20 protein-coding genes are annotated in these 19,049 nt (G+C 69.0%); 4 read left to right on the forward strand and 16 right to left on the reverse strand.

The window, feature by feature from the left end; all coding sequences use genetic code 11:
* Positions 1-25 precede the first annotated feature (25 nt).
* The 3 genes from AB0J40_RS28850 to AB0J40_RS28860 are packed head-to-tail and all read left to right on the forward strand — an operon-like array spanning position 26 to position 4,084.
* Positions 26-1,321 (forward strand): MFS transporter, encoded by a 1,296-nt coding sequence (locus tag AB0J40_RS28850; RefSeq protein WP_364458654.1) that lies wholly within the window; start codon positions 26-28, stop codon positions 1,319-1,321.
* A 52-nt stretch (positions 1,322-1,373) separates the two neighbouring features.
* Entirely contained in the window at positions 1,374-3,842 is a 2,469-nt protein-coding gene (locus AB0J40_RS28855; RefSeq protein WP_364458657.1) for a glycoside hydrolase family 3 C-terminal domain-containing protein, read from the forward strand.
* A complete protein-coding gene (locus tag AB0J40_RS28860; protein ID WP_364458659.1) occupies positions 3,839-4,084 on the forward strand; it encodes a hypothetical protein in 246 nt (81 codons plus the stop codon). Before AB0J40_RS28855 ends, AB0J40_RS28860 begins: the two co-directional genes overlap by 4 nt.
* Positions 4,085-4,243: 159 nt before the next feature.
* On the opposite strand, the gene AB0J40_RS28865 is transcribed toward AB0J40_RS28860, so the two are convergent.
* The 5 genes from AB0J40_RS28865 to AB0J40_RS28885 all read right to left on the reverse strand — a co-directional run bounded on the left by AB0J40_RS28865 (position 4,244) and on the right by AB0J40_RS28885 (position 8,651).
* Positions 4,244-4,498 carry a Tn3 family transposase gene (locus AB0J40_RS28865; RefSeq protein WP_364458661.1) on the reverse strand — a complete coding sequence of 85 codons (255 nt, stop codon included), beginning with the start codon at positions 4,496-4,498 and terminating at the stop codon, positions 4,244-4,246.
* Entirely contained in the window at positions 4,499-5,941 is a 1,443-nt protein-coding gene (locus tag AB0J40_RS28870; protein WP_364458663.1) for an FAD-dependent monooxygenase, read from the reverse strand. It lies immediately after the preceding gene.
* 23 nt (positions 5,942-5,964) lie between these two features.
* A complete protein-coding gene (locus AB0J40_RS28875) occupies positions 5,965-6,954 on the reverse strand; it encodes an alpha/beta fold hydrolase (protein ID WP_364458666.1) in 990 nt (329 codons plus the stop codon).
* Between the two features lie 471 nt (positions 6,955-7,425).
* Entirely contained in the window at positions 7,426-7,710 is a 285-nt protein-coding gene (locus AB0J40_RS28880) for a hypothetical protein (RefSeq protein ID WP_364458669.1), read from the reverse strand.
* A 71-nt stretch (positions 7,711-7,781) separates the two neighbouring features.
* Complete coding sequence (locus AB0J40_RS28885; RefSeq protein WP_364458672.1) at positions 7,782-8,651, reverse strand: N-6 DNA methylase; 870 nt, start codon at positions 8,649-8,651, stop codon at positions 7,782-7,784.
* A 96-nt stretch (positions 8,652-8,747) separates the two neighbouring features.
* Between AB0J40_RS28885 and AB0J40_RS28890 the strand changes: the two genes are divergently transcribed.
* The gene (locus AB0J40_RS28890; protein ID WP_364458674.1) at positions 8,748-9,794 is read left to right on the forward strand and encodes a hypothetical protein; all 1,047 of its coding nucleotides are present in this window, start codon (positions 8,748-8,750) and stop codon (positions 9,792-9,794) included.
* A 4-nt stretch (positions 9,795-9,798) separates the two neighbouring features.
* On the opposite strand, the gene AB0J40_RS28895 is transcribed toward AB0J40_RS28890, so the two are convergent.
* From AB0J40_RS28895 to AB0J40_RS28945, 11 genes are all read right to left on the reverse strand, one after another.
* Complete coding sequence (locus AB0J40_RS28895) at positions 9,799-10,233, reverse strand: hypothetical protein (RefSeq protein ID WP_364459226.1); 435 nt, start codon at positions 10,231-10,233, stop codon at positions 9,799-9,801.
* A gap of 2 nt (positions 10,234-10,235) precedes the next feature.
* On the reverse strand, positions 10,236-10,505 hold the full coding sequence (locus tag AB0J40_RS28900) for a hypothetical protein (protein ID WP_364458677.1): 270 nt from the start codon (positions 10,503-10,505) through the stop codon (positions 10,236-10,238).
* A 5-nt stretch (positions 10,506-10,510) separates the two neighbouring features.
* A complete protein-coding gene (locus AB0J40_RS28905) occupies positions 10,511-10,861 on the reverse strand; it encodes a hypothetical protein (protein ID WP_364458680.1) in 351 nt (116 codons plus the stop codon).
* A 62-nt stretch (positions 10,862-10,923) separates the two neighbouring features.
* Complete coding sequence (locus AB0J40_RS28910) at positions 10,924-11,370, reverse strand: hypothetical protein (RefSeq protein WP_364458683.1); 447 nt, start codon at positions 11,368-11,370, stop codon at positions 10,924-10,926.
* Positions 11,367-12,293 (reverse strand): hypothetical protein, encoded by a 927-nt coding sequence (locus tag AB0J40_RS28915; RefSeq protein ID WP_364458686.1) that lies wholly within the window; start codon positions 12,291-12,293, stop codon positions 11,367-11,369. Before AB0J40_RS28915 ends, AB0J40_RS28910 begins: the two co-directional genes overlap by 4 nt.
* Positions 12,290-13,300: a hypothetical protein gene (locus AB0J40_RS28920; RefSeq protein WP_364458688.1), complete on the reverse strand. Its 1,011-nt coding sequence runs from the start codon at positions 13,298-13,300 to the stop codon at positions 12,290-12,292. The genes AB0J40_RS28915 and AB0J40_RS28920 overlap by 4 nt, the downstream gene beginning before the upstream one ends.
* Positions 13,300-15,669, reverse strand: a complete 2,370-nt coding sequence (locus AB0J40_RS28925; protein WP_364458691.1) for a hypothetical protein — start codon at positions 15,667-15,669, stop codon at positions 13,300-13,302. The genes AB0J40_RS28920 and AB0J40_RS28925 overlap by 1 nt, the downstream gene beginning before the upstream one ends.
* A 15-nt stretch (positions 15,670-15,684) precedes the next feature.
* Positions 15,685-15,993 (reverse strand): hypothetical protein, encoded by a 309-nt coding sequence (locus AB0J40_RS28930; RefSeq protein ID WP_364458694.1) that lies wholly within the window; start codon positions 15,991-15,993, stop codon positions 15,685-15,687.
* Complete coding sequence (locus AB0J40_RS28935) at positions 15,993-17,084, reverse strand: DUF4417 domain-containing protein (protein ID WP_364458697.1); 1,092 nt, start codon at positions 17,082-17,084, stop codon at positions 15,993-15,995. Before AB0J40_RS28935 ends, AB0J40_RS28930 begins: the two co-directional genes overlap by 1 nt.
* On the reverse strand, positions 17,081-18,193 hold the full coding sequence (locus AB0J40_RS28940) for a ParB N-terminal domain-containing protein (protein WP_364458699.1): 1,113 nt from the start codon (positions 18,191-18,193) through the stop codon (positions 17,081-17,083). Before AB0J40_RS28940 ends, AB0J40_RS28935 begins: the two co-directional genes overlap by 4 nt.
* The gene (locus AB0J40_RS28945) at positions 18,190-19,044 is read right to left on the reverse strand and encodes a replication-relaxation family protein (protein ID WP_364458702.1); all 855 of its coding nucleotides are present in this window, start codon (positions 19,042-19,044) and stop codon (positions 18,190-18,192) included. Before AB0J40_RS28945 ends, AB0J40_RS28940 begins: the two co-directional genes overlap by 4 nt.
* Positions 19,045-19,049: the final 5 nt, after the last annotated feature.

The following is a 19,049-nucleotide window of genomic DNA, read 5'->3' on the forward strand; positions in this document are numbered from 1 at the left end:
GAACGACGACAAGGAAGTCATCGCCATGTCCACTCCACTCGGCAACACCGCCGCCGGCGCGCCTTCTCCCGACCCACTCGACCGCACGCCGGATCGAGGGCCGACCTTGGCCGCGTTGCACCTTCGCGGCTTGCTCGCCACCATCGCCACCACGAACATCGCGCTGACGCTGCTGTGGGGCGCCGTACAGTCGATCTTCCTGGCCGTCCAGGTGCAGGCCATCGACCCGGCCGGGGCCGCCGGCAACCTGGCTATCGTCGTCGGCATCGGGTCCATCGGAGCGATGGCCGGCGCCCCGATCGCCGGCGTACTCTCCGACCGGACGCGGACGAGATGGGGCGGTCGCGGCCCATGGATGCTGGCGGGAGCCGGCGGCACGGTCGTCCTCGCGGTCCTGCTCGCGTTCGCGCACTCGATTCCGCTCTTGACCGTCTACTGGTTCCTCATGCAGGTCAGCACCAACTTCGTGCTGACCCCGCTGAGCGCCCACATCCCCGACCGCGTGCCCCTGCCCCGCCGCGGCCTCTTCTCCTCGACGCTCGGTCTGTGTCAGCTCGCGGGCACGGTCGCCGGGCAGGCCGTCGGCGCCGCCTTCGCGAGCATCATCGGCATCGGCTACGCCGTTGTCGCCGTGGTCTTCCTGCTCGCCACGATCGTCTTCGTCCTGGTGAACCGGCGCAGCAACGTCCACGAGCCGAAACCTGCCGCGATGAACGTTCGCACCTTCCTGCGGACCTTCTGGGTCAATCCCGTCAAGCACCCCAACTTCGCGTGGACGTTCTTGGGGCGCTTCCTGCTGTTCGTCGGCTACTTCCCGTTGCAGGCGTACACCTTCTACATCCTTCAGGACTACATCGGCCTCGAAAAGAACGCCGTCGAGAGCGTCGCCCAGGTCGGTCTCGCGGCCCTGCTCGGCACCGTCGTCGGCACCCCGCTGGCCGGCCTCCTCGCCGACAAGATCCGTCGGATCAAGCCACTGGTGGCCGCCGCATCGGGCTTGCTGATCGTCGCCTTCGCCGCCCCGATGATCTCGCCGACCCTGCCCGGCATGCTCGTCTATTCGTTCCTCGGCGGTGTGGGCCTCGGTTCGTACCTGTCGGTGGACTACATCCTCATCACCCAGGTCCTGCCCTCCGCCGACGATGTCGGCAAGGACCTCGGAGTCATCAACATCACGACGACGCTCCCCCAGACCATCGGGGTCGCCGTCGCCAGCGTGATCGTGACGCTCTTCTCCACCTACGCCGCGCTCTTCCCGGTGGCCATGGGCTTCGTGCTCGTCGGGGCACTGATGCTGTTCTTCATCCGCGGCGTTCGTTGAGCCACCGCTTTCACTCACCGGCTCCGATCCATCAGAGCAGAAGGGACGCTTCATGACCACCGAAACCGAGATCACGCCGATCAGCGGCGACGATCTCTCGCGGATCGACGATCTGATCGCGACGCTGACACTCGAGGAAAAGGTCGCGCTGCTCACCGGTCGGGACTTCTGGCACACGCGTGCGATGGAGAAGATCGGGCTGGGTACTCTCGTCCTCTCCGACGGTCCCGCCGGCGTGCGCGGAGCGCTGTGGGACGAGCGTGACCCCTCCCTCGGGCTGCCCAGCGGAACCTCCCTCGCCGCTTCCTGGGACCGCGGCAACGCCCGCCGCTACGGAGCGGTCCTGGCGGACGAGGCACGCCGCAAAGGCGTGCACGTCGTGCTCGGACCGACGGTGAACCTGCACCGCTCGCCGCTCGGCGGCCGCCACTTCGAGATGTTCAGCGAAGACCCGCTGCTCACAGCCGAGATCGCCGCTGCCTACGTGGCGGGAATGCAGGCCGGCGGCGTAGCGGCAACGCCGAAACACTTCGTGGGCAACGACTACGAGACCGATCGCTTCACAGCCGACACGCGGGTGTCCGAACGTGCGCTGCGGGAGCTCTATCTGGCCGCGTTCGAGAAAGCCGTCACAGAAGCCCGCGTCTGGGCGATCATGTCGTCGTACAACAAGGTCAACGGCGTCACCATGACCGAGAACGAGCTCCTCGAGACGCCGCTGAGCTCGGAGTGGGGCTTCGACGGCGTGGTGGTGGGTGACTGGCTCGCCGTCCGCACCATCGAAGCCGCCAACGCGTCACAAGACCTGTCCATGCCCGGCCCGAAAGACGCCTGGGGTGACGCGCTCGTCGCCGCGGTGCGCGCGGGCACGGTCCCGGAAGCAGCCATCGATCGCAAGGTGAGCCGGATCCTGCGCCTCGCCGCCCGAGTGGGGCAGCTCGCCGGATTCACGCCGGCGCCGAGCACTCCCTCGGGCGAAGACCCGATCGCCTTCGCGCACGAAACCGCGGTCGAGGGCATGGTCCTGGCCGAGAACACGGGCGTGCTCCCGGTGGACCGAGCCGCCGTGGCACGGATCGCGGTCATCGGGCACAACGCGGCGCACGCACGCACTCAGGGCGGCGGAAGCGCGACGGTCGTCCCCGAGCACACCATCAGCCCCCTCGACGGCATCACGGCGGCCTTTCCCGATGCTGACGTCGTCCACGCCACCGGCGCGGTCGTCCAGCAGGGCGTCGTCCCGATTCCCGTCGAGCGCCTCACCAACCCCGAAACCGGCGAACCCGGCCTCCGGGTGCGATTGCTCGCGAACGGCGCCGAGCTCCGGCGCGAGGATCGGTTCGCTACGGCGCTGTTCTGGTTCGGTGATGGCGAAGACGTCCTGTCCGCCGCCGATCGCCTCGAGGTCCGCACCGTCTTCACCCCCGACGTCACGGGTACGACAACACTCGGGATCGGCACCGCCGGTGTGTCACGCCTGTGGGTGGACGGGGAACTCGCCCTCGACCAGAACATCCAGGCCGTGGGCGACATGCTGGGCGCGTCCGTCATCACCCCGCCGAGCGCGACCGTTCCCGTGCCGACCCGCGCCGGTCAGCCCGTCGATCTCCGCATCGAGCACGACATCGATCAGGCCGCCGACATCGCGGGAATGGTCGCGTACCAGTTCGGCATCGAACCGGCGGCGGACGGAGCCGACGAGCTCATCGCCGAGGCCGTCGAAGCAGCCCGCGGCGCAGATGTCGCTGTTGTCGTCGTGGGCACGAACGACCGGGTCGAGTCCGAGGGCATCGACCGGACGTCATTGACGCTGCCCGGCCGACAGGACGAACTCGTGCACGCCGTCGCTGCCGTCAACCCGAACACCATCGTCGTGGTCAACTCCGGCGCACCCGTCGAGATGCCCTGGCGAAAGGACGTCGCGGCCGTGCTCATCACCTGGTTCGGCGGTCAGGAATACGGCCGTGCGCTGGCCGATGTCCTACTCGGCAACTGTGAACCGGGCGGGCGCCTGCCCACCACCTGGCCCGTTTCCCAGGCGGACGTTCCGGTCCTCGACGTCACCCCGCACGACGGCGTCGTCGCGTACGACGAGGGCATTCACCTCGGATACCGCGCCTGGCTGAAGCACGGCCGGACACCGGCGTACCCGTTCGGCTTCGGGCTGGGCTACACGAACTGGGCCATCGACACCGTCGAGGCCGTACCGGACGCGAACCAGGAGGGCTTCGACGTCACCGCCCGGGTGACGAACACGGGCGACCGTCCCGGCAAGCACGTCGTTCAGATCTATGCGTCACGGGAACGATCCACTGTCGACCGTCCGCAGCGGTGGCTCGCCGGGTTCGCGACCGTCCGCCTGGACGGCGGGGTGAGCGCGAGCGTCACGATCCACGTTCCGCGTCGGGCCTTCGCGCACTGGGACGGCAGCTGGCGGTACGAGCCGGGTCCGTTCACGCTCCACGTCGGCAGTTCCCTTGTGGACGAAGCAGGCTGCGTCACCGTGACGATCGCGGCGTGAACCGCATGAACCAGAGGCTGTTCGACGGCCAGGTCGCCATCGTCACGGCGGCGGCATGGGGCGGGAGCACGCTCGATCACCTTCTCGACCAGGGAGCGGACCGACTCGTCGCCGGCCACCGCGAAGCCGGCGTTCACGAGGGCGAGCGCTGCCGCCCGCCCGATCCCGGAGGAGGCGCCCGTCACGAGGGCCACGGGGGAGGCTGGCGCGTACTTCCTGAACAGCCCGGACGACTGGCCTGACCCGCTGCCCGAGGTGGTCCGCGGCGCGGTCCGCCGGGCGCCGCTGGTCAACGGCGACCCGTTCCTGCCCGGTGACGCCGGCGGCGGCCAGGACTGAGCCGGCCCGGGTCGGGGCACCGGGTCGAGGGTGAGGTCGACCTCGGGCAGGTGCGCGTCGTACTACTCCGGGGTGATGGTGATCTTGTCGGTGGCGTAGACGCCGAACCGGTTGATCCACATCGTCTGGTACGGCGACAGCACGGCCAGATCCTCCGGTTTGATCTCCCTGCCCTTGGCGGCGAGCTGGCGCAGCACGTTCATCATGTCCAAAGTGGTGTCGAAGGTGACGGCGTCGGTCAACAGGGTGGAGAACTTGATGTGCTTCTCCTGCTCGACTGGGTCGTTGTCGCGGAGTCGGCCCTCGAGGAACTCCACTCACGCTGCAGCGGCGGCGATGTCCAGACTTTTCATCCGCGCCCTGTTGGTCCTCGTCTTGGCGAGCAGCCGGCCGGCGATCGGCAGCCGGGCGAGGCGGATCATCATGGACCGAAGCAGCAACTCGGCGCGGTTGCCCGGGGTGAAGAAACTGCGCTGGCTCACACCGCTGCCCTGGTGGTGGTCGATGAACGGGCGCAGGTGGTCCTCCCAGTCCTGCAGTGCTCGTGGCACGTCGTGCGGGTGGCGTTCCAGCATGGTGCCGAGCAGATCCGCCCCGGCCAGGCCGGTGGATGCCCCCATGGCGGAGTAGACGGTCAGGCACCACGCGGCGTCGCCGACGAGCACGACTCGGCCGCGGTGCCAGTGGTCGAGGTGCACCTGCTCGGCGGAGTCGAACAGGTGGTCCGGGGCCTTCTCGAACTGGTCGAGCAGCCAGCCGAGCGTGGAGCCGGTGGGCTCAGGGCCGTAGGCGGCGCGCAGCGAGTCGATGGCCGGCCGGGTGAACTCGGCGTCCACGTCGTCGGTGCGGTAGGAGAACAGCACCGACGGCGTACGGTCGGCGAACGGGAACACCCACACCGATCGGCCTGCCTCGGTCAGGCTCAGCCCGTCCTGTGGGCGGTAGCCGGGTACCGGCTCGGGCAGTCTGTACACGGCGATCATGTAGTTCAGCCGACGGATCGGGCTCTGCGCGGGCTCGAACGCAAGCCGGCGCACCGTCGAGCGCAGTCCGTCTGCCCCGACCACCAGGTCGAACCGTTCGACGGTCGTCGTCTCCGTCGTCAGGTCGCGGATCTCGACGTCCACCCCGTCGAGGTCCTGGTCCAGCGCGATCGGCACGGTCGAGTACCGGATCTCGACCTCGTCGGGCAGCGCGGTGAAGGCCGCGTCTTCGATGTCGCCCCGCACCACCATTCGAGACCCGCCGAACACATCGGCGTAGCCCACACCCCGGCGGCGCCGGCCCGTGCGGTCGACGTCGTAGCTCACGCTTTCCGGAGCGAAGCGATTCGGCACCGCATCGGCGAAGCCCAGCCGTTCGGCGGCGGCGAGCCCGGTCCCGAACAGGGCGATGAAGTATCCGCCGCGGCGACGCTCGGGTGCCTTCTCCAGCACCACCACGTCCCAGCCCGCGCGATGCAGTCGCAGCGCGGAGGCGATCCCGCTGATCCCGAGGCCGACCACCAGGGCCCGCTGTCGCGATGTCGTGTTCTTGTCCACGGGATTGCGCCCCGTCATTGTCGTGTCCTTCATGTGGTTGGGGTGGGTCGGCTGTGGAAACTGAGCGGTTTCCAGATGGGAAAAACAGGTCGGCTTCCTCGCCGAATCGGTGTCGCGGCAACCAGCATCTTGTTGATGTCGGCGGCGGCCAGTGCGCCGGCCGCTGCGGAGCCCCGGCTTGGGCGGCCGGATCGGTGGCGTTGCCGGCCACTCACACACCTGCGGAGCCGGCCGTTCGGCCTTCAGGTGCGTGCGGACGTCTGCAGGAACAGTTCGAGCAGTGCCAGCAGCGTCTCGGGAGCGTCCTCGGTCGGGAAGTGGCCGGCGCCCGGGATCTCGACCACGGGTGCGTCGGGGTAGCTGAGCTTGAACGCCGGGATCACGTTCTTGGGCAGCAGTGCGGTGTCGCGCATCCCGACCGCCAGCATCGCGGGCAGGCCTCGCAGCGCGGCGACGGCTTCCATGGGCGGCGGGCCGGGCGGCGGACCCTGCGGGCCCTCCAGGACCTGCCGGGGGAACGCGATGACACCGCGGGACTGCGCTGGGGTCGGGAAGGGGCTGGAGTACGCGCGGATCCAGGTCGGCGTGGCGATCTCCGGTCGGGCAACATGTTGGAGGTCGATCATCAGGTGGGCGATGGTGTGACTCGCGTGTCCGAGGATCTGCTCGAACGAACCGTCCGCGAGCGCCGACCGGGCCCACTGGAACCACCGGCTCTCGGCGCCGTTGGCCTTCATCAGATCGTCGATGCCCTCGGCGAGAGGCAGCACGGTGTTCACCGCGAAGATCCGGGAGATCCGGCTGGGATTACGCACCGCGAACCCGGTGCCGATGGGGCCGCCCCAGTCGCGGACCACCAGGGTGATGTCGGTGAGGTCGAGGGTGTCGACGAGCAACGATTCGAGATTCAGGATGTGTTCGCTCGCGTCGTACGTGCGATCCTGGGGCGTCTCGCTCTTGCCGAAGCCCATGTGGTCGGGAACGACCACCCGATGGTGACGTGACAGCGGCCCGATCAGGTGGCGCCACTCGTAGCCCCACGTGGGCTCACCGTGCAGCATGACGATCGTCTGACCGGGCCGCTCGGGGCCCTCGTCGACATAATGCTGACGGAAGCCGGCAGCCTCGGTGAAACGGGCGGGATACGGCCACGTGCCGTCGAACGTCTCGTCAGCAGCAATCACGGGATTCGTGTGTTCCGGTGCGGTGTTGTCCGTGCTGACCGCGGTCATGAGTTCCTCCGAAGAATTGTTTCTGAAGCAGCCTTCATCGGCTGGCTCGTTCTTGCGCCGAGCTGCGTGCTACGCCCTGAACGTCATGAGTTCGACCACCAAGCCGCCTTCGCGGTCCCGCAAGCCCGGACCAAGCCTGTCCGACCAGCTCAGGGTGGTTGTGTACTGAACTGTCACAAACCTAGACGGTTCTGTACCGAGTTGTCAACTACGGCAGATTGGAGCTACGTTCTAGGTATGACAAGACCCTGCCCGCCTCCGCTGCGACCGGTCTGATCGTCCTCGCCGCGCATACTGCGCCCGGTAGCCAACTGGCGACCGGCCACCGGGTCCATTCCATGATCGGCTCTGGCGCACTTTCAGCGGTGGGTTATTCGAGAAGGATGCGGTGGCGAAGGAGAGCAAAGTCTCGGGTACAACCGACAGTGCACCCAGTGCTCCAAACGACCTTGGAGTGACCGGCGAAGCTGGTCACTCCGCTTTACGCGGGCGACCACCGCCGGCACCTTGGCCAGGCCGAGCCGCTTCCCACTGCTCGATCTCGCTTCGGCGATCGGGTGACCAGCCGGGCGTCCGGCCGATGATCACGTCCGGTTCCGGGAACGGGTGCGAGTCCGCGTAACGCGAGCGCCAGTTCGCCACGGCGCGGTGGCTGACGTTGAACCAGGTGCCGATCTCCACCATGTCGGCGTAGCGGTAGGTCATGCCGGCTGGCGCGGCCGGGCCATCCGTGATCTGCGGCTCAACGTGCTCCACGTCGGGAAGTTAGCAGGAATGAGCAGGTCATGGCGGTAGCCGGCGTCGCGGCGCGTCGGCCACGGATCCGGTCAGAGCTTCTTGAGGAAGTCGAGCAGCTTCACGCCGTTGTTCAGCCTGTTCACCTCTTCGAGGAACCGGGCCCGGGCACGACATGCCTCGTCTGCCCAATGAGGGCGGGCGAGGATGTCTCCGGCGTAGAGGAAGACATTCGGGCCGAGGCCCCAGATCAGGCCATTGACGGCGGCTGCCGCGATCGCGAGTTCGTCGACGTCGGCGCCGAACCACGACATGTCGGCCGGGTCGAGGCCGCGGTTGCGGACGACGCACGCGGCTGCGCGGAAGAGCCCGCCGGTGCCGACGGCGACGTCGCAGAACGACTGTCCGGGCTTGACGTCGTCGAGTGCGACCGCGGTCAGCGCACACGCGATGTCGCCGGGGGTGTACATCTGCGCGTTGACCTTCGTGGCCGTCCGAGACCGCAACGCGCCGAGCAGCGGACCGAGGACGTCGCAGTCGAAACGGCGCTCGGTGGCGGTCAACTCGAGCTGACCTGCGCGCAAGGCGGCGTCGGCTGCGTCCTTGATCCGCTGCCGCAGTGCCTGGTCGTTGTCGGCGAAAAGCCACCCCAGTAGTGGGTACACCGACTGTGCCAGGTCCGGGCGACGGCTGGAGGTCGCAGCCCAGACCGTGCGGGCGATGTCGACGAAATCTTCCGGCGAGGCCGAGAGCATCCCCGTGGCCACGTCGTCTGCGCGACCGACGAGCAAGCCGGCGGCCGCGATGGTCGCCACGATTCCCAGCGGAACCTCTGGCCGGTCAGAGCCACCACCCCGGTGCCAGGCGGAAGCGACCTCGACAGCAAGGGTCAGGGCATGAGCCTCGGCGCTGATCGGGTTACCTGCTGACGCCTTGCCGGAACGGTGCCTGTGGTCGTTCATCTTGCCCCCTCAATCATCGTTGACTTAGTACTCGAAGTTTGCTTACCGTAAACCAAGAGAACTGAGTACACAATGTTTGAGAGGAGCTGCGGACCGATGGCCGTCCCGAAGCCACCCAGCTGGTCGCCCCCACCACCACGGCAACTGCCTGCCCTGCGCGAGCACCTGGCCAACTACCTGCTGACGCCACCCGCCCACCTGCTCACGGCAGAGGCGCTGCGCCGCCAACGCGGGACGCTACGTCCCGTGGTGAGACCGGACCTCGGCGCGCGGCTCCTGCTCGACGACGAGCACCAGCGACTCAGCCAGGCACAGCTGTTTTACGTGACCGCCGACATCACCCGCCTGGTCCGCCAAGCCGCACCGAGCCTGAAAGACCACTGGGATATCCAGCCGCAGGACATCCCGGCTCCGACGGGATTCATGCTGTTCGCCGAGCCGCTGGCCGAGTACGTCCGCGAGGACGGCAAGCGGATCGACATCGTCGCCGTGTCGTGGGGCGGGACCGAGCTGCTCACCTCGGACACCGGCGGGCTCTGGGTGACGTTCTGGAGCGTCACCGACTTCGCGGCGATCAAGCGGCTGGCCCGGTCGATGGGAGCGACCGCCGCCGAGGCCGAGCTGACGGCCCATCAGCAAAACGCCGAGCTCACCTGGGACAACGAGATCTACATGCCTTGGGGTGCGAGGTCAGCCTCGTTGGCGCCCGACCCGGATGGCCGGGCGATCCAGCCCGATCAGATCGCCGCCGCCGAGACGACGATCGGCTGGCTGCAGACCGTCCACGCCGGATGGATCTTCTGCACGCCGAACACGTTGACAGAAACCACCGAAGAGCACCTCCCCCGGACACAGCGCGTCCGCGCCGAACGGGCAGGCTACAGCGCTGCACCAGTCAGGGTGGTCTCGGTGAGCCGCAAGACCTCTTCGCGATCAAGCCAGCGCGGTGGTCCGTCGGGACGAACGGTGAGTGTGCGGTTCCCGGTCGCCCCGTTCATCCGTCGCCAGGCCTACGGCCCGGGGCGAGCGCTGCGCCGGTTGACACCGGTCGCAGGACACTGGCGCGGGCCGGCCGACGCGCCGGTCCGCATCACCAAGAAGGTGAATCTGGTCGACACGCCACCGACCCGCCGCAGCGTGTAAGCCGTCAGCTCGCCGGATGCACGGGCAGCCAGCTGCCGTCGATGCGCAGGTCCGAGCGAGACGCTTCGACGAACGCGGTGATCGCCTGTTCCAACCGCCGACGTCCGGCCTCGTCGTCAGGCCGGAGCCGCTCGTCGACCTTGCCGCCGAACCCCGGCCGGCTGGACGCCTGGATCGCACGAACCGTGTCGACGAGGGCTCCCGCGGCGGTCAACAGCCCCTCCAGCGACGCGTTGATCTCCCCGCCGCAGAAGAACGCGGCCTGCATGGCGCAGTCCTCCAGGGTGTCGAGCAGTTGCGACGGATCAGCGGCGTTACGTCCCCGCCACACGGGCAACCGGCAGAGCCGATGAGCCGTGGCGTAGACCGCGGGGAACAGCTGGCCCTTGCGTTGCAGGACGACGTAGTGGTCAGCGCCGTCGTCGCAGACCGGGTCCATGGTCAAGGGAGGTCGTAGCCGAGGTTGTTCGCGACGTCGTCGACGAAGTCCTCCCCCGCGACGCCCGGGTCGTTGTCCTGGACGTCCCAGGCGGCGTCGTCGATCGCGTCGCCGCCTTCGGTGAGCGCGGTTGCGACGATGTCGACCAGTTCGCGGGCGTGTGGGATGTCGAGGTCGAATCGCTGGGCCGCGGACGTCGCGGCCTGGTCGAGTTCGTCGTCGGAGTATTCGTACACGGGTTTCCTCCGGTGGCCGGTGTCGAGTTCGGACACGCGAGTCACGTCATCGCCGCCACCGGTTGATTCACAGCGAGTACGAGCCGGACTTCGGCACCCCGCCAGGCTTTGCGGTCAGTGGCCTTGGCTGGGCGGTAGTGCCACCTGGGGTGGTTCGAACACGCCAGTGAGCGACGGCAGTCACACGTCTCCGTCCGCCACCAGCCGGCGTGCAGGATTCGCAGACGCAGGTCCTGGGATCCCGTGATTGGGCGGGCATCGAGTGCAGCTCGGACACGGCTGACGACTTCGGCGATCGTCGAGCCGTGCACGAGGAAATGGCCGTGGGCTTCCATGTGGTCGGCAACCCACTCGACGGCTGCGATCTTCGGAGGCTCGTCTTCGTGCTTCATCTTCCATCACCACCGGATCGCTCTGGTTTGCCAGAGACACGCGCAGCCGTGACGGGCAGAATTCAGTCGCTGTCGAGCGCGTCGACCTCGATCCGCTGCTCGAGCGTCAGCGTGGTCATCCAGGTGTCGAAGTCCTGCAGTACGGCGAACTGGCTACCGCGGGCGGGCTGGATACGGGCGTGCTGGCCGGTGACCAGCTCGAGGTGCAGCCCGCCATCGGCGGCTTGAGCTGACGCGACGTGCAGGGCACGCCGGCGGACGATCGAGAGGTCAAACGACGGGAGGCCGTCCTGGAAGCCGGCGGGAGCCATGAGCGGACGAATCCAGATCACTGCGGGCTCGTCGCGGTCTCGACGAGCGTGCCGGGCGAGCGCGGCGCGGAACACCTCATGCCCGCCTTCGGTCACGACGAGCTCGGCACCGGGCAGATCCTCGGTGACGTCTTCACCACGGCCGGCGAGCAACTCGTTCAGCGTGGTCCAGAGCTGGTCGGGGCTCAGCTGACTCATGCGGTGACAACCTCCTCGATCGGCTTCCCGGCGATGGCCGTGATGTCCTTGGCCTGCAGCATCGTCCGGACTTCATCGCGCTGGGAGGTGTTGCTGCACAGGATGCGGCTCGGGCCCTCCGGTCCGAGGAGGTCGATGCCGTCGGCGAACATCACCTCGTTGCTCGGATTCGCGAACTTGGCGATCTTGAACGGGTCACGGGTCGATTTCGCGTACTGACCGGCCTTGAACGGGTTGACCACCCCGTAGGTGTCGGCGTTGGCGCCGTAGTAGTCGGCGCGGGCGAGCAACCGCTCCGGCTGATCCCAGACCAGCTTCAGTCCGGAACCCAGTGACGATGCCGGCAAGACGCGCAGGAACACCGAGCTTGCGCCGCCGGTGAGCTTGTCTGCCGCCTCGCTGGAGCCCACGTTCGCATGGGTGCCCATCGTCGTGCGGCGCTCGGTGGACGCCAAGACGCCCGTAGCCAGCATCGCTTTCAAGCCGGTGAACGAAGTCGAGTGGACCAAAGAGCGGCCGTTGAGTGCGCTGTTGAGCTTGCCTGCGGAGTTGCCGACGTCGAACCTGGTCCAGGTGAGCCAGCCGGCCGAGCGCCGGGGTGCCGGGTTGTAGCCGGGGCTGGTGGCGAGCGCGTCGCCGTCGGCGAAACCGGTGGCTTTCGCGACGGCATCACGGAGGACCTGCACTTTCGCCGGCAGCGCTCGGGTGTGGGCTTCGAGCTGGATGTTCTTGGCGAAATCGGCCAGCTGCGGGCCGGTCATGCCGACCGCTTCGTGGGCGCGTTCGTGGAAGATCTCCTGGCGGACCATCTCCTCGAGATGCTGACCGGTGGCGTGCGCGGCGACGACCTCGGCCCGCTTGTCCAGGCTCTGGGCGCTGACGTTGGCGGTCAGGTAGGTGTACTCGCCTTCGTCGCGGGTCATCGTCCGGTTGGCCAGGTTGAGCCGCCCGAGCCGCGCGACGAGCTCCGGGCCATGGCCCTCGCCCGCGGGGGCGATGACTTCGAGACGTCCACGTAGCGAGTACTCGGTCGTCGCCGGGTCGTTGACGCTGTAGGGGCGGTAGATGGCCTGGTAGCCGTCGCCGAGGTCGATGGCGTACTCCTTGCCGAGGACGTTGGTCGCGCGGGCTCCATCCCAACTGGCCTGCCCGGTGCCGGTGTCCAGCTCCGGCTTGATCCGGGTCGCGCCGCGGAGCACCGCAACCGCCGCGCCGTCAGCCCCATCGGGTGGGGATGCGGGGACCATGACGGTGACCAGCTCGGTGCCTTGGTGCAAGAACGGGTGACGTGGGCGACCGGCGTGCCGGTGGCGACGGCGTCCTTCACGGCCTGGAGCTGGGCAAGGTAGTGGTCGAGCATGGCTTTCTCGACCGGCGTGGCCGCGTCGCCGACACCTTGGAGGGCAGCTTCCGCGGCGTCGATCTTCTTCGCAGTCGTCGCCGGCGGCCCCTGATCGGCGGTGAGAGTGCCGTTGGCGATGTGGTGGTTGACGCTCTTCGCCGCGGTGATGATCTTCTCGGCCAGGTTGTGCTGCTTGTCGACGGGCAGCCGGCCGGTGACCTGCTGCTCGACCTGTGTCGGCACCATCCCGGGGCTGATGGTGAGCGCGTCGAGCAGCTTCGCTTCGGCGTCTTCGTCTACGCGGGCATGCAGCACGGTGCGGGGGCCGGCCGCGCTGTGGTAGCTGACCAGCGTGGCAGTCGAGGCGATCAGATCGGCTCCCCCGACGAGCACGGGTTCGCCGTAGGCGTGTCCGACGTCCGGGGTCAGCGGAATCGGCGTGACCGGCTGTTGTCCAGGTTCGACGAGGGCCGGTTCCTCGACGATCGTCGGGAGCTGGTCTTCGACTTCGGGCGGATCGACCGATTCGCTCCCACCGGCCGGGGTGATCGCGTACGCGGTGTGGGTGGTTTTGGCGTTGGTGCCCATCAGGTCTTGCCGAGGTGCGCCAGAGCGGTGGCGGAGGGCATCTTGAGGTCCTCGGTGAAGAACTTCACGAAGTCCTGCCGCAGGGTCTTCTTCCGCTCAACGGCGTAGTCCAGAAAGGACTCGGCGATCTGGCTGGTGGTGACGGCGGATTCGGCGATGCCGTGGGTCTTCGCCGCCCGTGCGCGCATCGGCGCGGCCCAGGTCAGGTTCTGCGTGGCGCCCGCGTGGGCGACGGTGTGGAGCATGGCGCGCCACTCGGCGTCCGGCACGGACTCGATCCGGCGGATCACCGAGTGCGCCGCGGCCGGGTTGACCTGCACGCCTTGGCCGAGCTTGCCGGCGAGGTGAGCGTCGTAGACCTGGTGGAAGACGGCCGTGGTGCTGGGTCGATAGCCGAGCTTGAGCGTATCCCGACCGAAGTTCTTGAACGACTGGCCCTGGTCGACGGGTACGAGCCCGCCGGCATTGGTTCGCAGGACATTGCCGTGGTGGGCATCGTGGTTGCCCAACGCCCAGCTGGTGACGTGGAGCCGGACGATCTCGTCGACGTCGGCCTGCGACCAGCTCGCCGCGGTACTCGAGATCGGTTTCGTCCCGGTGAGCAGAGGCTGCACGCTGACCGGCTTGCCGTCGACCTTGGTGGCGTAGACGGGGACGACCGGGAGGCCGGCGCGGGCGGCGAGCCGGGAGGCCGCGGCCTCGGTCTGGGTGATAGCACCCGCGTGCGGGGTTCCTTCCTGCTTGGCCATCCACGTCGTGCCGTCTGGTCCGGTGTGCAGGGTCTTCGGGTGAGTACCGCCGAGGTTCGCCGGTGCGCCCGGTCCGAAGTCCCATGCGGCAACGACGGCCGGATCGAGGGCCTTGGGGATGGCCTTGTGCGCGGCTTGGGCTTGCTGCAGGGCGGCGACGAGCTGGGCGTGCTGCATCCCGAACCGGCTACGAGGCTTCGACACGACCGGGGACGGTTTCGGCACCGGTGAAGTCGCCGACTTCGTCGGAGCCTTGAGCGTGTCCTTGACGGCACTGACCGTTGCAGTGGAGGCGTTCAGATGACCCTGCAGCAACTTCCCGAGAGCCGACTTGGTCGCCACAGCTGCCTCGGCCGACGTGACGATGCCGGCACCGGCGACGAACTTCCGCAGGTCGCCGACCTTCTGATCGTCGGCCCAGGCGAGCACTTTCGCTTGGCCGGCGTGCAGCACGGCCTGGTTCAGCGGCGCCGGGTCGACGGTGTTCCAGGCCGCGGCAGCGGCGTGGACCTCCGCGATCACTCGCAGCTGTTGCACCAGCGCGCCCGCGTTTGCCTGGCTGACCGGGCCGGAGTCGAAAGCGGTGGTGACGTCGGCGGCACAGGTGGCGGAGTGCGCCAGCATCGCTGACCGTTCCGCAACGACGCTGGTGATTTCCTGGCGCTCGGCGGCAGGCGTGGAGGCGCGCAGCAGCTGCAGGACCTGGTGGGCGTCGAGGGCCTGCAGCTGTGGACCGGCGATATGCCCGTGGTCCTTGCCGTCCGCCACCGCAGCACTCAGCTGCGCCGGCGTGACGGCTCCGAGCAGCTCGTCGACGTGATGACGCGCCGCTGCGGTCGCCGTGCTGAAGTCAGCAGTGGGATCGAAGCTCTGAGCGGTCGCGATCCGGTTTTCCCAGTGCACCAGCGCGGCGACCAGCTCAGGCTCAGCGGCGGCACCCTGCTCGGCGACCGCGGCTGCAGCGGCGTCGAAGTCAGCCTGCGCTTCGGCAAGGTCGGCTTCGGTCGCCGCCCACCCCTCGAACCCCTCCGGCAACCCCGCAGCGGTCGTCGAGAGATCCCACTCGGCGAGCTTCTTGCCGTTGACCGCCTGACCGGCACAGAGGGCGTCGTGGCGGGCCTGCGCCAGCGCCAGGATCTTCTTCTTAGCTTCGGCATCGGCCGGAACGGACGGATCGAGCCAGACGGCCAGCGGCTGCGGGGCCTGTCCGCCGATCCCGACCAGCTCCGGATGCTCGAACCCGGCCGCGGCCGCGATCTCGGCGAGTTGTGCGGGCTCGAGGTCCGCCAGGTACTCGGCACTGAGTGCCTGCAGCTGCTCCTGGTACGGCCCGGCGGCGGTGTCGGAGAGCTGGCTCCCAGCAGCGAGCGCGGTGCCGACCGCCGCGGAGAACACGCCATAGCCCGAGACCGGATCGTCCGGGAGGTCGATCGCCGGTGGGCCGAGCGGATCGTCGGGGTCGACGCCGCCCGCCACGATCCCGGCGACGAGCTGCAGGTCGGCCTCCGCCGCGTCCGCGGGCTCCTCGGTGTTCGCGCAGACGGCGGCAAAGTGCGCGGCGAAGGCGCCGGCGGGTGTGACGGCGTAGGCAGCGTGGCCGGCTTTGGCGTTGGTTCCCATCAGGCGGCCGCCGGCTCAGCGCGCGGATCCGAGGAGGTCGTCGACCTGCGCCCTCACGACGTCCCCGAGGGCTCCTTCAGCTGCTTCCACTCGCTCGGCCGGAGCGATCGGTGTCTCGGCCCAGATCGCCATCCGATCGCCCAGCGCCGCCGGGTCGACGCCGGCAAGGCGTTCACGCCAGAACCGTCCGGCTACGTACTCCCGCGGGACCCATTCGACGAAGCTCTCGGGCTTCTCCGGGTCGAGGCCGAGAACGCCGACTGGAGTGACCGCGGCGCCGAGTTCGGACGACCAGCCCAGCAAAACCCAGACGTGTCGTGGCATCAGAGGCCTCCCCCGGCGGTGACGGTCCGGTGCGGAAGCAGCGAGGCCATGAAGCGAACGGAGCGGGCGAAGGCGTCGGGAATGCGAGCGTGGACGTCCTGGCGCCCATCGCCGGTCATCACCGCGCCGTGCAGGGCGTACTGCGCGGGGTTCTGGCTGATCACGACGAGCCTGTCGCCGAACAGCTCGAGCGCGGTCTCGATCCGGTCCCGCCGGGACAGACCGGTCAAGATCACCGCCACGGCCAGCGGGAGGTTCTCGGCCAGCCAGGACAAGCCCGGCAGCGCCCAGCTCTGCCAGTTGTTGTTCTCCCGCACGGTCTGGACATTGACCGCGACGGCGGCCGGCTCGGTTTCGGCAACCCAGTCGGCCTGGCGCCGCAGGTCTTCGAGGCGGTACCAGTACAGGTTCGGCACGGTCGGGATCCCGGCCGCGGCGAACTCGGCGGCGACGATCAGCGAGCGGCGCATGTTGATCAGGTGCTCGGCGCGAGGCCAGTTGCCGTAGATCGAGTAGTTCGGCGCCAGCACCAGCCCGAACCGCAGGGCAGCGATCCGATTGATGAGATCGTCGCGGTGTCGCGCGGTCCAGAACGCTTCGACGAGCGGGTCTTCGCCGTATCCGCTCAGGACGGTCAGTGTCGTCGACGGCACCTCGAGGACTTGAGCGGCGGTCCGGCCGTCGGTCCAGCGGCGATAGAGGGTGTGGGTACGGGGAGAAAACACCCGCCGCAGCCCGACCGCGTACGCCGGCCAGCTGACGACCGCGTCGAGCTCGGCAACGCTCGAGCCATCGACCTGCGGCACGAACGCCGGCATCGACGCCGGCAGTGGCGTATCGACGGTGAGATCGTCGAACTCGAGCGTGCCGCCGACGTCACGCATCCACGCGTCGATGTCGGTGCGGGAGCCGCAGCGGATCGGGCACGCCCGGCAGTCCGTGCGGGCGCAGCCACAGTAGGCGCAGTCGGAGTTGCAGCCCGAACATAGCGGCGCGATGGCGATCGCGGGCTCGGCGTCGACGTACCAGGGGCAGCGCCGGCAGTCGCACCGCGCAGCCGGTGCGGTGGGCATGCCGAGGAAGGTGCTCATGCGGCTGCTCCCTTGTGGAGGACGTCGCCGAGCTGATCCAGCAGCAGCGCGACCGAGCCGCGGTCGTGCTCCCCCAGCTCGGCGCCCTGGACGAGAGCGAGCAGCAGCTGGCGCAGGGCGGCGAGCGCGCGCTCGACGAGCCGGGCGTCGACGCCTGCGACTTGGGCTTCGGGCTTTGCGCGGAGTTTGGCGGCTCGAGCGGCGTCGGCGTGCTCCTGGACTTGCTCGGCTTCGGCCAAGGCTTGCTCCGCGCTCAGCTCCCGGTTCGCGCTGGCGGCGGCGAGGGCGGAGGGCAGCAGCCGGGTGCGGCCGGTGTTCTTCACCGCGGCCCAGATGTCGGCGGCGGCTTGCTCCCGGCCTCGGCGCAGCTCGACGAACCGAATCCGGGTGTGCAGAGACACCTTGGCCTCGTCCATCTCCTCGGCGACCTCGCGGGGCATCTCGGCAAACGCGCGCACCAGCTCGCGGGCCTTGCGCGGGCTCAGCTGCAGGCCGAGCCGGGTCAGCACCTCAGCCCACGGCGCGGCGCAGCGCTTGTCGGTCCCGCGAATCCGTTCCATCGCGGCGAAGCGGGAGATCGGATCGTCGATCGCGTAGACCTCGGCCGGGACCGTGTGGCCACCGGCGAGGAGCTTGCCGAGCAGGACGGCGCAGCGGTCGAGCACCAGGGCAGCGGCGAGCTCGCCGGGCCGCAGGCTTTCCCGGGCGAGGTTCTCCACCAGCTGCCAGATCCGCCGCTCCTCGTCCGACAGCGGCCCCGGGCAGACCACCGCGGGCAGCGCGGCGAAGTGCGGGTTGTCCGGCCGGTTGACCGCGCCCCACCGGCACGCGCGCAGCCGCCGCTCCCCCGCGGCCAGCTTCATCGCCGGATACGTCCCGTCGCCAGCGTCGATCTCCTCGACCAGCACCGGCTGCAGCACGCCGACGTTGGCGATCGAGGAGATCAGGTCCGCCAGGTCGGCCGGCGTGGTGGCGTCGCCCGGGAGCCGGCCCTGCAGTTCGGTGAACGGTGTGCCCTCACCGCGCAGCGGCAGCAGCGCGAATCGGCGTTGCCGCAGCTTCGGTGACAGTCCGAACTGCGCCACGACTTCGGCGGGCGCGTCAGTCATGACAGCCTGCCGAACACGCTGACCCACCGCGGGTCGCCAAGCAGCGGCATGGCCACCGGCTCCAGCGGGCCGTGCGCCACGAGCTGCGGCAACGTCGTGGCGACCATGTCGACCCGGCCCGCGGCCGTGCTCACCAGCGGCATGGCCTGGGCGTGAGCGCGCAGGTCGGCGAGCCGGCGCTCGAGCACGGGCCGCTCGGCGCCGGAGAGGACGATCAGGACCCGCGGGAACCGCGGATAACGCTCCCGCCAGGCCGGCTTCCGGCCTGATCCGGCTGAGGCGTGGTCGTGGTAGCGGATGTAGCCGACGAGCTTGCGGGCCAGGCGAGCGACTGGCATCGTCGCGCGGTCGAGCTCGACGAACAGCGTCCGCTGTGACCGCCGGCCATCCTCCTCGAGCACGTAGTGCAGGACGGCGTCAGCGATCACGACCCCGCGCCGGTCTCCCGCGCGATCGCGGAATTGGTGAGCGACCTCCGGCGTCCAGGACAACGGACCGCACTCGTCACCGCGCTCCCGAGCCGTCTCGACGAACGCGAGACCGGTCTCGACGACGTCGAGAGTGTGTTCCTGCAAGAGGTGCGCGACCGCGGTGCCCGGCAACCGGTAGGCGCGAGCATCGACCGTCTCGGCTGCCTCGACGACGTCAGCTCCGGCCGAGGTGACGTGCCAGGTGCGGGGCCGGTGCTCCCGGGTGATCCGGTCGGCCAGCCCGGCAGTGCGCAGGCCGGCCAGCTTCGCGCGCACGGTGACCGGGGACAGCGCCGGGGCCACCAGCCGCCGGACTTGCTCCGTGGACATCAGCCGGTGCCAGTAGAGAACGGTCAGGGCCTCGCGCTGGAAGACATCCACCTTGA

The organism is Amycolatopsis sp. NPDC049691, assembly GCF_040675005.1.
Classification (GTDB): Bacteria; Actinomycetota; Actinomycetes; order Mycobacteriales; family Pseudonocardiaceae; genus Amycolatopsis.